The 12519-nt window shown below is 52.9% G+C and carries 12 protein-coding genes; 6 read left to right on the top strand and 6 right to left on the bottom strand.

The features are described 5' to 3' along the window. Positions 1-70: 70 nt before the first annotated feature. Complete coding sequence (gene glgA, locus BGX16_RS04555) at positions 71-1303, bottom strand: glycogen synthase (RefSeq protein WP_100424986.1); 1233 nt, start codon at positions 1301-1303, stop codon at positions 71-73. 45 nt (positions 1304-1348) lie between these two features. Then, complete coding sequence (locus BGX16_RS04550) at positions 1349-3151, bottom strand: protein-disulfide reductase DsbD family protein (RefSeq protein WP_146139488.1); 1803 nt, start codon at positions 3149-3151, stop codon at positions 1349-1351. Positions 3152-3198: 47 nt separating this feature from the next. Between BGX16_RS04550 and BGX16_RS04545 the strand changes: the two genes are divergently transcribed. The 6 genes from BGX16_RS04545 (at position 3199) to BGX16_RS04520 (ending at position 9180) form a co-directional block, all read left to right on the top strand. Then, the gene (locus tag BGX16_RS04545) at positions 3199-3747 is read left to right on the top strand and encodes an RNA polymerase sigma factor (RefSeq protein ID WP_146139489.1); all 549 of its coding nucleotides are present in this window, start codon (positions 3199-3201) and stop codon (positions 3745-3747) included. A gap of 21 nt (positions 3748-3768) precedes the next feature. Then, positions 3769-5970 carry a hypothetical protein gene (locus BGX16_RS04540; RefSeq protein WP_100424983.1) on the top strand — a complete coding sequence of 734 codons (2202 nt, stop codon included), beginning with the start codon at positions 3769-3771 and terminating at the stop codon, positions 5968-5970. A gap of 19 nt (positions 5971-5989) precedes the next feature. Next, positions 5990-6292, top strand: coding sequence for a hypothetical protein (locus BGX16_RS04535; RefSeq protein ID WP_146139490.1), 303 nt, complete (start codon positions 5990-5992; stop codon positions 6290-6292). After that, entirely contained in the window at positions 6289-7608 is a 1320-nt protein-coding gene (locus tag BGX16_RS04530; protein ID WP_241899450.1) for a CCA tRNA nucleotidyltransferase, read from the top strand. The genes BGX16_RS04535 and BGX16_RS04530 overlap by 4 nt, the downstream gene beginning before the upstream one ends. An 18-nt stretch (positions 7609-7626) precedes the next feature. After that, positions 7627-7839: a hypothetical protein gene (locus BGX16_RS04525; protein ID WP_100424981.1), complete on the top strand. Its 213-nt coding sequence runs from the start codon at positions 7627-7629 to the stop codon at positions 7837-7839. A 348-nt stretch (positions 7840-8187) separates the two neighbouring features. Next, positions 8188-9180 (top strand): Rpn family recombination-promoting nuclease/putative transposase, encoded by a 993-nt coding sequence (locus tag BGX16_RS04520; protein WP_100424980.1) that lies wholly within the window; start codon positions 8188-8190, stop codon positions 9178-9180. A gap of 238 nt (positions 9181-9418) precedes the next feature. Here the strand turns inward: BGX16_RS04520 and BGX16_RS04515 are convergent, their stop codons facing one another. The 4 genes from BGX16_RS04515 to BGX16_RS04500 form a co-directional block, all read right to left on the bottom strand. Beyond that, positions 9419-10018 carry a fibrobacter succinogenes major paralogous domain-containing protein gene (locus BGX16_RS04515; RefSeq protein ID WP_100424979.1) on the bottom strand — a complete coding sequence of 200 codons (600 nt, stop codon included), beginning with the start codon at positions 10016-10018 and terminating at the stop codon, positions 9419-9421. A gap of 217 nt (positions 10019-10235) precedes the next feature. Next, positions 10236-10832 carry a fibrobacter succinogenes major paralogous domain-containing protein gene (locus BGX16_RS04510; RefSeq protein ID WP_100424978.1) on the bottom strand — a complete coding sequence of 199 codons (597 nt, stop codon included), beginning with the start codon at positions 10830-10832 and terminating at the stop codon, positions 10236-10238. Between the two features lie 217 nt (positions 10833-11049). Further along, positions 11050-11646 carry a fibrobacter succinogenes major paralogous domain-containing protein gene (locus BGX16_RS04505; RefSeq protein ID WP_100424977.1) on the bottom strand — a complete coding sequence of 199 codons (597 nt, stop codon included), beginning with the start codon at positions 11644-11646 and terminating at the stop codon, positions 11050-11052. 217 nt (positions 11647-11863) lie between these two features. After that, on the bottom strand, positions 11864-12472 hold the full coding sequence (locus tag BGX16_RS04500; RefSeq protein WP_100424976.1) for a fibrobacter succinogenes major paralogous domain-containing protein: 609 nt from the start codon (positions 12470-12472) through the stop codon (positions 11864-11866). Positions 12473-12519 lie beyond the last annotated feature (47 nt).

Here is a 12519-nt window from a genome sequence, read left to right as displayed (position 1 = left end):
CCTATAGCCTCATTCTAAAAAGAAAAGGAGCCGCAACGCGACTCCTTTTCTTTTTTTCAAAGAGAGAAGCTTACTTTCTCGGACCTTCTGCCTTGTAACGGGAAATGACCGTTTCGTAAAAGTTAAAGGTCTGCTTGGCAATGCTCTTCCAGCTGAACACGTCGATGGCGCGCTGCCTGCTCGCTTCGCCGTACTGCTTTGCCAAATCTGGATTGTCAAGTAGTACGTTCAGTTTTTCGGCGAGAGCACACTGGAACTTTTCGGGATCCTTTGGTTCAAAGTTCGTAGCCGAAGTCGGTTCGAGCGGAACGAGGAAGCCTGTTTTGCCGTCCACGATGATTTCCGGAATGCCTCCGACGGCGCTTCCGACGACAGGTGTTCCGCAGCTCATCGCTTCCAAGTTGATGATGCCGAACGGTTCGTAAAGGGACGGGGTGACGAATGCGGTTGCATACGTGTAAAGAACGCGCAGTTCCTTGTGATTCATCATTTCTTGAATCCAGAAAATGCCATCACGGGTCTGCTTCAAAGCATTGATCTTGCTTTCACATTCCACGGCGAGTTCCGGGGTGTCCGGGGCGCCTGCGCAAAGCACGACCTGAACATCCTTTCGAATGTGCGGGATTGCACTGATCAACTGCGAAATTCCCTTCTGACGGGTAATGCGTCCGACGAAGAGAATGAAAGGCTTGTCCTTGTCGATGCCGAACTTGTCGAGAACTTCCGGTTCAAAAGTTGGCTTGTAAAAATCCGGGTCAATGCCGTTGTAAATCACTTGAACGCGGTCTGCGGGAACGCCGTAGAGTTCCATCACGTCGCGCTTCATTTCTTTGGACACGGCGATCACGCCGTCGGCTGTCTGGTAGGCAGAACGTTCGATCCAAGTGCTCATCTGGTAGCCACCGTTACCGAGCTGTTCCGCTTTCCACGGACGATGCGGTTCAAGGGAGTGGGTCGTGAGCACGAGCGGGCATTCAAAAAGCTTGCTTGCAACGACACCGCCGAAGTGGCTGTACCATGTGTGGCAATGCACAATGTCAATGTTTTTCAGACTGCTGGCCCACTGCAGGTTAATGTCGAGCGGGTTCAAAATCTTGGACATGCGCGGGTCAACCGGCTTCGAATCGAGCTTTGGCGCAAATCCCAGAGCGTGCAGGTTCTTTTCAAAATCGTTCTGCTGGCCAAAAGCGCGGGCTTCGATTTCGCAATGAGCGCGAAGTTCGCGGGAAAGGAACTGAACGTGAATGCCGGCACCGCCATAGATGTCGGGAGGAAATTCATTGGTAAGAAGAGCGACTTTCATACTATCAAATCTATTTTAATTCCAAAAAATATGCACGCTTTCTGTTTACTTCAACGCATCTTCAATGTCCTCAAGCGTCAAAATTTCGGAAAGAACGTTCCATTTTTGTGATTTTGGATTGTAAACAGCATAGGCGGGGACGCCACTCTTTCCAAGGTTGCGAAGGAGATTCGTGACTTCTGCGCTTTCAAGCGTGTAATCGGCGCGTACAAGAATCGCGTTGGCGTCCGACAGAACTTTCTTCACATCTTCGCGCGACAGCACGACCGCTTCGTTTGTTTTGCAGGTTAAGCACCAGTCCGCGGTCACATCGATAAAAATCGGCCTCCCTTCCTGGGCGAGAGCCTTCCAGTTCGCTTCGGAGTAATTGTACCAGCCGTCTTCACCCAAAGTCTTTTCGGCAGCGGCACGAGACTTTGCCTCAATCACACTTTGGACTGCCGGCTTTCCGCCGAGGAACCATGCCGAGAACAAAAAGCCTGTCACCGCCAAAAGGAAAATCGGTTCGCGAATAAAAGGTTTATTCGGGCGAGCGAACTTTCCAAAGATCACCGAAAGGAGCATGGCGCAGAGTCCAAACGTTGCAATGATGGCTGCGCCTTCTGCACCGGTCATCTGGAAGCCAACCCAAACGAGCCAAATCGCCGTACCGAGCAAAAAGATGCCGAGAACCTTTTGGAACTTCGCCATCCAGGTTCCGGGTTTCGGGAAAACCTTCAAAACCTTCGGGAAGATCGCGACCAAAATATACGGGAATGCAAGACCGAGCGCCGCTACCGTAAAGAACACAAAAAGAATAGCCGCACTCTGCGTAAAGGCAAACCCCATGGCGGTCCCGAGGAACGGAGCAGAACACGGTGTGCTCAAAAGCACCATCAGAACGCCACTCAAGAAGGCGCCTGCAAGTCCTTCCTTGCGCGTCGCCGCGTCCATCTTGGTAAGAGCGCTTCCCGGCAAAAAGATTTCAAAAAATCCGAACAAATTCATTGCAAATGCCGAAAGCAGCACCACCATAAAGGCGACAAAACCCGGATTTTGAAACTGGAAACCCCAGCCCGCATTTCCGCTGCCCGCTTTAATCAAAGAAACAATTCCGGCGAGCACCCAGAACGAAGTGAGAATTCCTAAGACCAAAGAAACGGTCAGCTTCCAAAGGCGCGCCCGGGTTTCGCCCGCGTTGCGGACAAGGCTAAAAAGTTTTAAGAAAAGCACCGGTAAAACGCACGGCATCAAGTTCAAAATCAGGCCGCCCAAAAAGGCGAGTCCCAAAAGCAGAGCTAGGGAGTCATGGGAGTTTTTTTTTGAAGATTCTTCGAACTTTGATTCGAGCTTGAGCTCCAAGGCAGCGTGTACGGTTTGCGGAGCAAGGCAGATCTGGCTGCAAGCCTGGTAGCCGAATTCCACGTTGGTCGTGCTGGTGTCATAATCGGCGGCAATGGCTTTCACTGGAATCTTCACTTCAAAAGTTCCCTTGAAAACGAGATTCTCAAAATCCAGCGCTTCGCTGTATTCCTTGATCGGTTCCGGCCAAATCGCTTCGCCAAATTCTATGCCGCGCGCCTGAATGTCCAAAGTCGAAGGTTTTAAAAACGGATCCGCGGGAATGTTCGCATTCACGTGCCACTTTTCAGGAATCGTGATTTGCACGGTCACCTGGGTTCCAACCTTTGTCGCTTCGGACGGGTAAAGAATTTCCATCTTCGGCGGAGCCATGCCGTTCAGGTTCACACTGCCGACGTCTAGGTCAAAGCTTTCCGCAAAGGATTGCGAACAAAAGAAGAACAAAATGACCCAAAGCATGCTTTGCAACTTATAAGTGGCTAAAACTTTTTTTTCAATCGTTTTCAAAACAAAGGACTCCTTTGTATAGTTATCTTTGGCAATGTCGTTTTTGGATGCTCAAGCTGAGGGAGCGGAGCATTATGGCCACCATTCAGGGACCAGTTCGCAATCAAGATATATTGAACTTTTGGAATCGCCATCGGAACCAAATTTACAAATTGTGTTCCCGTAAAATACGAGACGACGTGCCGATTCAGGATCTTCTGCAAAATGTATACATCCGCTTGCATACGCACTTTGAAGACGTGTGTCATCTACAAAATCCAGGTCGATGGCTGTACCGAGTTGCAGAAAACCTCTGCAATGATGAATTTCGCCATAAAATGCGGGAACAATGCGTCTGTGAAAGCTTTTACCACTATCAGGTCAGCCGGAATGCGGCAAATCAAAAACAACTGTTCGATGAGCAGGATGTAAATACGCTTCTTGACCGAATTTCGCCAAATATGGGAACACTGGTCGATTTGCACTATCTCAAAGGATTTTCTGTACACGAACTGTCCGAAATGACGGGGATCAAGCGTTCAACCGTCGCCAAAAAGATCTGTGTATCGATCGGAAAAATGCGGGAAAATGTCGTGGACTCGGTAAAAAAGTCTTAAAGAATTTGGTAATATTAAAGAGTGAAGTTGATTCTCCGCTCTTTCCTCTTTTTTATCGTGTCTGTCGCTTTCGCGGCAGATGGCTGGAATAATTTCTCCCGTACAGAAAATTTCTACGCGGGAGCCGTTGCGAATGGAACGCTGATTCTTGCGACCGATGGCGGCGTCCGTTTTATCTATTCGAATGGATTTTCTGAGGTCTATTCGTCGGAAGACGGTCTCGAATCATCGATTATCTACGGTGTCGTCCATGCGGCGAACGGAGAAATTTTGACCGTTTCCGATAAGGGCCTAATCGCCACTTATGAGGGTAACGGAAGATTCATTACGGTGAACCGTTCTTATGCTTCGAACGGGACAGAACTTGTGCAGGGGCTTGCAGTCACGTCGGATTCGATTTTGGTCCTCGGATTCCGCGATAAAATTTCCTTTTTCGATTATGTGAGCCGAAAGTCCGTGATGACGCTTTCACGCATTGGGGACGTTTCCTTGAAGGCGCTTTCTCCTTCGGCAATGCTTGTCCAGGGGGATTCTCTTTTTGTCGCCTTGGGTTCGGAAGTGTATGTGCGTGAAGTGAATTGGCAAGCTCTCGCGCAAGATATTTTACTTGCCGATCCGGATTCCTGGACTTTGGCCGGTTCGTATGATAGCGGAGATACGGCGAAGGTTACAATTCGGCATCTCGCATGGAACAAAGGCGCTCTTTCGGTGAGCTTTGACAAAACGCTTTCTCCGATTGTCGCTTTGAAGGACACGCTTTCGGCAGGCAAGTTTGCCAATCTTTGGAAGAATGACAGTTCCAAGGTGCAGCAGGTTCTAGAAAGCGAAGAAGGCGCCTATTTGGTGGGGAAGGATTCCGTCTGGTTCTATAATGGGGCGGAACTTTCGAATGTGTCCGCTTGGTCGTATTTCCCGCTCAGGACCCCGTATGCGGCAACGCCTTATGTGGGCGGTAAAGGCGGTGTAACGGTTTACTCGACCTATGGAGAATTCGGCTGGAGCGATGGCGGAGGTTGGGTTTCTCAAGAAGCGCCAAACGATCTGGGTTTTTATGGTGGAATGGAAGCCTATGACCGTTTGCTGAAGAATGTTTCGACCTTGGCGGACGGGAATGTCTTGGTCGGTATTTGGGGCTTTGGATTTCGCATGCATCCGGACAATGGAACGAATCGCGGTGTGGAAATTTCGCCTTCGGAAAATACCTGCGTCGAAGAATACTTCACGGATTTCATCGTGCCGGTGGGCATTACCCCTTCGCCGGATAGCATCGGTTGGCTTGTCAGCTACTGGGGAAAATCTGCGTATGGTATCGCTTACATCGACGAATCGGGCAGCGTAAGCTGTGCAAATGGGGTAGGTAGCGGCAAGTTTGCAGGACCTTTGCGCGCCTCCTGGTCCGATGACAGCACCGAGTGGATTCTTTATTCTTCGGCGGGCAGAACGGAAGGTACAGAAGGATCCGGTCTTTTGGATATTTTCACGATTACGCCGATTTCGCAGACCGGTGGGGAACTGAAGATTGTAGAACAGATGACGGTGCCGACTCCCGACAACAGATACTTGATCGATATGGATTTGGATAAGGCTGGTCGCCTGTGGGCGATTACCTATTCTACGATCGCCTATTGGGAAGTGGGAATGGATTCCGTCCAGCCGCCACATAAAACTTCGAACTTTGAACAGGCGAGTTTGACATCTTTGGCGATGGATCCAAACGATCGTCTGTGGGTGGGAACGCTTGGCAGTGGCGTTTATATGATCAAAAAGGCCGCGTCGAATCCAGACACCATGAAGGCGACGAAGTTTGTAACGCGCAACGGCCTGATGAATGACATCGTTTACGACGTCGCCATTGACGCCCGGTTGGGAATCGCCTGGTTCGTCCACAAGAACGGCATGTCCGCATACTCGCGCAGCGACCTGCGAGAAACGGAAGCTTACATGACATCGAAAGGCCCAGAAGTCAAAGTTTACCCGAATCCGGTCCATTTGAACTGGGGTCAGCAGATCAAGTTTGAAAACGTCGCCGAAGATGCAACCATTTCCGTGTACAATTCAGGTGCGCACTTGGTGAAGTTCTTCGCCGGAGATGAATTGGACGGTGGACGCGTCACTTGGGATGGAAAGGATCGCCGCGGTGTTTACGTCGCCCCGGGCGTTTACCACTACCTTATCAAGAAAGGCTCCAAAAAGAAGCAGGGAAAACTGCTGATTTTGCACTGATCGATTCCGCAGAGGTTTTATGAAAAATTTGGGATTTGTCTTGCTTTCGGCATTTTTGATCGCGGGCTGTGCTTCGCAACGTCAAAAGCCTGTCTGCGCTGAAATCGAATACCGCTTGAATCACACGGCGATGTCCCCGGACCAGCGAGAATGGACACGCCAAGAACTTGAACAGTGCCGTGCGGAACAGGAAGAATACGCCAAGTCCGATTCGCTTACGAACAAGTTCAAAAAGAGCATCTATGAACTTTACGCGGATTCCAAAAAGGATTCTGTGGTCGCAGACTCGTCGAACATCCCGTCCGAGGAAGTCGTTAAATGAATCTCGACAAGGTCTGTTCCGATATCCCGAAACGTTTAATGCAGATAGCCGAAGGCATCCGCGATGTCGGCGGTAAATGCTATCTCGTCGGAGGCTTTGTCCGCGACGCCATGCTCGAACGTTCTTCCCGTGATTTTGACGTGGAAGTTTACGACATCGACCAGGAGACTCTTCTCGGCGTCCTCCAAAAGTTTGGCCGCCCGAATCTAGTCGGTAAAGCTTTTGGCGTAGTGCACCTCGTGACTCACGGCCTTGAACTGGATTTTTCCTTTCCGCGTACCGAAAGTAAAATCGGGGAAGGCCATCGGGGCTTTCTCGTCGAAACGCATCTGCACCTGACTTTTAAGGAAGCCGCCCGCCGCCGCGATTTTACAGTCAATGCCATGGGGCTTTCCTTGCCGGATTTGGAACTTTCCGACCCTTACGGCGGAAAGAGCGATTTGGAAAAGGGAATTTTACGCCATGTATCAGCGGCTTTTGCCGAAGATTCCCTTCGCGTTTTGCGGGGCGTTCAATTTGCGTCCCGGTTCTCGTTGCGGCTTGCGCCGGAAACCGCAGAGCTTTGCCGTTCGCTCTCGCTTGCCGATCTTTCTTCGGAACGCATTTTCGAAGAATTCAAAAAGTGGTTGCTCAAGCCCGGCAAACCGAGCATCGGTCTTCAAGCGTTCCTCGAAATGGATCTCGGCAGGTTCTTTCCCGAAATCCAGCCGCTGAATGGTTCTTTTGAGAACTTGGGGAATTTTCTCGACAGGGTCTCCGGTGAACTTGCAAATGTTCCGGACCTCACGTCGCAAGAAGTCCTCGCCTTTACCGCACTCCTTTCCGGAGCGGAGAACGTCCAAAAAGTGAATGCCTTCCTTTCGCGGATTACGAATGAAATTCATCTGCTCAAACGGATTCCACTTTTGTATCGGTTTGTACCGAGCTTGCTCGATCATGCGAACGAACAGAGCTTTGACGCGGAATTTTTACGTCGCGCTTCCGTGGAACAGAACGGATTGTTCCTTGCGTATCTGTATTTGAAATCGACACCGCTTCTCGAAAGCGAAATGCGTGTCGTGCTTGCGGAAAAATTCAAAACCGCTGCCGAAAGTCTGAATGTCTTTACGAACCCGCCGGAACCGCTTTTGAAAGGCGCGGATTTAATCCAAATGGGCCTGCGTCCGGGTCGCCTTTTTGGAGAGTTTATCAAGGAAGAATTTGAATGGCAGTTGCAAGGGAAGATTTCTTCCCATGAAGAGGCTCTGGCTTTTGCCAGAAATCGCTTGGAATCCGATTCCGTACGCAAAAGCGTTTCGTTATCATCGAAAAATTAAATTTAAGAGGAATTCCAAATGGACTTTGTCAAGACATCCGAAGCGTACGGTTACGAAACCATCGCCGAAGCCGAAGAGAAGGCCCTTGCCGCGAAGTACGAGGAGGGGATCGGGATCGGCATGGAAAGGGAGCGGAGGGAAATGGCGAAAGGTTTCCGCGATGCCGGCATATCCTTGGAACTAATTGCTCGGCAAACCGGCCTTTCCGAGGAAGAAATCCGCAAACTGTAATTTCTGTTTCGAACGAAAGCCTCCGCCGGAAACACCCCAAACCTGCTAGTACCTGCAGTCGCAAAGAAAGTAGATGCTTTGCTTATTTTCGCGTTTGATGGATAGGATGAAACATTGAAGCCCCGCCCTGTGGGCTGGGGCTGCGCTCCCCCTGAGCGGCGGTTTGTAAGGTCTTTGGCCTGCCTGCGGCAGGCTTTAGACCTCACAAACGGGAGTTCCGGAGGCAACGAAAAAAAACATCTCCCCTGCAAACAATATTTTACACGAATCGAGGTGGAAAAATTTCCCGTTCGAGCGTTTAAAGGAATAGGACATTCATGGGGAAAGTCCGTATCCAAGAGGAACATCATGACCGAAACCAGCCGCACCCCGCATGACTCCTACTTCCGCTCCGTCTTCAAGGCACCGGACCGTGCCGCGGAACTTTTGCGCCTTGTCGCCAAAAACAACAGGAGCCTCGCCGAGTTCCTGAAAACCGTCGACCTATCGACCCTCACCGAAATCTCCGAATCCTTCAGCGACACGGAAACCTTCGGCTACGCGGATCTGGCGTTCACTGTCAGAATCGCCGGGGAAGAAATCGAAAATACAGGCGGAAACGAAGGCGAAAAGGCGAAGCGTTCCGCCGACCTCCTCGTCGGCATTCTGGAGGAGCACAAGTCCTCCAAGGACCCGAATGTCGTCTCGCAGCTCGTCAAGTACTGGTACCACATCATGGTCAAGACGCAAAAGAACATTCCCACCGTCGCCATCGTCTTCTATAACGGCAGGGAACGCTGGAACCTGGACGTGAGAACCATGTTCCCGGACTACCCGGCATACTACCACCGCATCGGCCTGCCGTTCGTCCTCGAGCTGGTGGACATCGGCGACAGTTTCAGCACAAACGAAATCCGGGACATCTCCCCGAAAATCGCGCTGGCTTTGGTCGCCATGAAGTACGTCTTCCATGGCGAAAAGATGCAGAGCCACCTACGCACCGCCGTGAAGATGCTGAAGGAACTGCCCCGGGACGAAGCGGAGAGTTTCCTCACGCAGACATTTCTATATTTGAAGAAACTCCTCCCGCAGGAAGAGAAAGAGGAATTCCAAATGGACTTTGTCAAGACATCCGAAGCGTACGGTTACGAAACCATCGCCGAAGCCGAAGAGAAGGCCCTTGCCGCGAAGTACGAGGAGGGGGTTGACTTTGGTTTCGAAAAGGGTCGCGACGAAGGCATCGGGATCGGCATGGAAAGGGAGCGGAGGGAAATGGCGAAAGGTTTCCGCGATGCCGGCATATCCTTGGAACTAATCGCTCGGCAAACCGGCCTTTCCGAGGAAGAAATCCGCAAGCTGTAATTTCCGTTTCTAACGACAGCCACTTGCGGAAACACCCCAAACCTGCTAGTACCTGCAGTCGCAAAGAAAGTAGATGCTTTGCTTATTTTCGCGTTTGATGGATAGGATGAAACATTGAAGCCCCCGCCCTGTGGGCTGGGGCTTGCCGGAATCGCCGCCGCGCCGCTGTGATGGAGCTGCGCTCCCCCTGAGCGGCGGTTTGTAAAGTCTTTGGCCTGCCTGCGGCAGGCTTTAGACCTCACAAACGGGAGTCCCGGAGGCAACGAACGGACAAACCGAAGTTCTTCGCGCCGTCATACAGGTACGCGCGGTCGTCGCCGTATTTCAAGCTCATGAAGTCGGCGGCGAGGCGCCAGTCCTCCGTGGTGCTCCAAAAGTTGGCGTAGTCGCCGGCGTCGCCGAAGTAGCCAGCGTCGCTGACGTGGAAGCCCGCCGGGAGAGCGGAAAAACCGTAAGCGTCCGTGCCGTTGCCATCGCTCTTCCAGCCGCTCTTTGACTTGAGAACTTTACCGGCGACGCCCAGCCCGCCGACAGTGGCAATCAAGGTATCGAACTCCGCCATGCTCGGCAGGTGCCAACCGCTCGGGCAGGCATCCATTGCCGCTTCCCACGTGTAGTGCCTGCCGTACTTTTGGCAGTTGGCGGGCTTGTCGCCGTAGCAGGAACTGCCTTCCGTATGGTAGTTCAGGTTCTCCGCCATCCAGGTCTGGTTCCCTATTTGGACGGTCCTGTAGGTCTGACCGTCCCGGGGGTCCGTGAAGGAATCCTTCTCGCAGGAAGCCAGGCCGACGAGGGGGAAAAGGGCTAGGGCTGTGAAGAGGAATCGTTTAATATGCATTTGGTTCTCCTAGCGTTTCTGCGCTTTTTTCGCCTTGATAAGCAGATCCAGTAATTGGTTGATTGATGGGTTGATTGTGAAAAGTGAGTCCTAGCCCGGGAAACGTCCGATCGGCCCTGAAAGCTGGGAATCGCCGCCGCGCCGCTGTGGTGGAGCTGCGCTCCCCCTGAGCGGCGGTTTGTAAGGTCTTTGGCCTGCCTGCGGCAGGCGTTAGACCTCACAAACGGGAGTCCCGGAGGCAACGAACGGACAAACCGAGGGGCTTGTCGAGGTAATTCGGGTACGCGTAGTCGCTGAAGTAGTCCATGCTCATCCTGTAGGCGTTGCCGCTATTGTACTCCGTGGCGCTCCAAAAGTTGGCGTAGTAGCCGGCGAGGCCGAAGTCGCCATCGGGGTAGCGGTAGCCCTCCGGGAGAGCGGAAAAACCGTAGGCGTCCGTGCCGTTGCCATCGCTCTTCCAGCCGCTCTTTGACTTGAGAACTTTACCGGCGACGCCCAGCCCGCCGACAGCGGCAATCAAGGTATCGAACTCCGCCATGCTCGGCAGGTGCCAACCGCTCGGGCAGGCATCCATTGCCGCTTCCCACGTATAGTGCCTGCCGTACTTTTGGCAGTTGGCGGGCTTGTCGCCGTAGCAGTAACTGCCTTTCATTTTATAGTTCAGGTTCTCCGCCATCCAGGTCTGGTTCCCTATTTGGACGGTCCTGTAGGTCTGACCGTCCCGGGAGTCCGTGAAGGAATCCTTCTCGCAGGAAGCCAGGCCGACGAGGGGGAAAAGGGCTAGGGCTGTGAAGAGGAATCGTTTAATATGCATCTGGTTCTCCTAGCGTTTTTGCGCTTTTTTCGCCTTGATAAGCAGATCCAGTAATTGGTTGATTGATGGGTTGATTGTGAAAAGTGAGTCCTAGCCCGGGAAACGTCCGATCGGCCCTGAAAGCTGGGAATCGCCGCCGCGCCGCTGTGGTGGAGCTGCGCTCCCCCTGAGCGGCGGTTTGTAAGGTCTTTGGCCTGCTTGCGGCAGGCGTTAGACCTCACAAACGGGAGTCCCGGAGGCAACGAACGGACAAACCGAAGTTCTTGTCGAGGTAAAGCGGGTACGCGTAGTCGGAGTCGCAGCCCAAGTACATGTTGTAGGCGTCGACGCTATCGCGCCCCGTGGCGCTCCAAAAGTGGGCGTCGTAGCCGGCGTGGTCGAAGTCGCCATCGAGGTAGCGGTTGCCCGCCGGGAGAGCGGAAAAACCGTAGGCGTCCGTGCCGTTGCCATCGCTCTTCCTGCAGCTCTTTGACTTGAGAACTTTACCGGCGACGCCCAGCCCGCCGACAGCGGCAATCAAGGTATCGAACTCCGCTATGCTCGGCAGGTGCCAACCGCTCGGGCAGGCATCCATTGCCGCTTCCCACGTGTAGTGCCTGCCGTACTTTTGGCAGTTGGCGGGCTTGTCGCCGTAGCAGTAACTGCCTTTCATTTTATAGTTTAGGTTCTCCGCCATCCAGGTCTGGTTCCCTATTTGGACGGTCCTGTAGGTCTGACCGTCCCGGGGGTCCGTGAAGGAATCCTTCTCGCAGGAAGCCAGGCCGACGAGGGGGAAAAGGGCTAGGGCTGTGAAGAGGAATCGTTTAATATGCATTTGGTTCTCCTAGCGTTTCTGCGCTTTTTCCGCCTTGATAAGCAAATCCAGTAATTGGTTGATTGATGGGTTGATTGTGAAAAGTGAGTCCTAGCCCGGGAAACGTCCGATCGGCCCTGAAAGCTGGGAATCGCCGCCGCGCCGCTGTGGTGGAGCTGCGCTCCCCCTGAGCGGCGGTTTGTAAGGTCTTTGGCCTGCCTGCGGCAGGCGTTAGACCTCACAAACGGGAGTCCCGGAGGCAACGAACGGATATACGGCCGAGCTGTATGCCGTCATACAGGTACGCGCGGTCGTCGCCGTATTTCAAGCTCATTAAGTCGGCGGTGAGGCGACTGTCCTCCGTGGTGCTCCAAAAGTTGGCGTAGTCGCCGGCGTCTCCGAAGGAGCCAGCGTCGCCGAAGTCATCGTCGCTGAAGTGGACGCCCGCCGGGAGAGCGGAAAAACCGTAGGCGTCCGTGCCGTTGCCATCGCTCTTCCAGCCGCTCTTTGACTTGAGAACTTTACCGGCGACATCTACCCCGCCGACAGTGGCAATCAAGGTATCGAACTCCGCCATGCTCGGCAGGTGCCAACCGCTCGGGCAGGCATTTAGTGCCGCTTCCCACGTGTAGTGCCTGCCGTACTTTTGGCAGTTGGCGGGCTTGTCGCCGTAGCAGGAACTGCCTTCCGTATGGTAGTTCAGGTTCTCCGCCATCCAGGTCTGGTTCCCTATTTGGACGGTCCTGTAGGTCTGACCGTCCCGGGAGTCCGTGAAGGAATCCTTCTCGCAGGAAGCCAGGCCGACGAGGGGGAAGATTAGAAGTATCGTGAAAATCGCTTGTTTCATGTTTTCCTCGTTTGGGGTGAACGATTACCCTAGTTGTTGCAGCAATA

The organism is Hallerella succinigenes (assembly GCF_002797675.1).
GTDB classification, from domain to species: Bacteria; Fibrobacterota; Fibrobacteria; order Fibrobacterales; family Fibrobacteraceae; genus Hallerella; species Hallerella succinigenes.
Note: the sequence above shows the minus strand (reverse complement) of the source record. Positions and strands in the feature narration are given on the sequence as shown.